This is a genomic window from Stenotrophomonas sp. SrG (assembly GCF_050031795.1).
Classification (GTDB): domain Bacteria; phylum Pseudomonadota; class Gammaproteobacteria; order Xanthomonadales; family Xanthomonadaceae; genus Stenotrophomonas; species Stenotrophomonas rhizophila_A.
The window spans coordinates 1-248 of record NZ_JBNBBE010000687.1 but is presented as its reverse complement, the minus strand read 5'-3'; the positions used below and the strand labels follow the sequence as shown (position 1 = coordinate 248).

General features: G+C 77.4%; 1 pseudogene. It reads left to right on the top strand.

Features of this window, described 5'->3' with window-relative positions:
- A pseudogene (locus ACQG3P_RS21330) lies at positions 1–248 on the top strand (hypothetical protein); the annotation flags it as partial.

The following is a 248-nucleotide window of genomic DNA, read 5'->3' as shown; positions in this document are numbered from 1 at the left end:
TGGAGGCGCGCGTGCGTGACGGCCAGCAGCTGCTGCGGCGGCAGCGCTGGCAGGCCGCAGGTGACGCGGTCGAGGCGGTGCTCGCGGTGCGTCCGGTCGATGCGGCCGCGCAGCAGGGGCGGCAGCAGGTGGTCGAGGCGCTGCTGGCATCGGCGGCACGGCAGGCCGCCGGTTTCCGCTTCGACCTTGCCGGGCAGGCGCTGGATGCCGCGCAGGGGGTCGGTGCGGCCGAACGCCCGTTGGCCGCG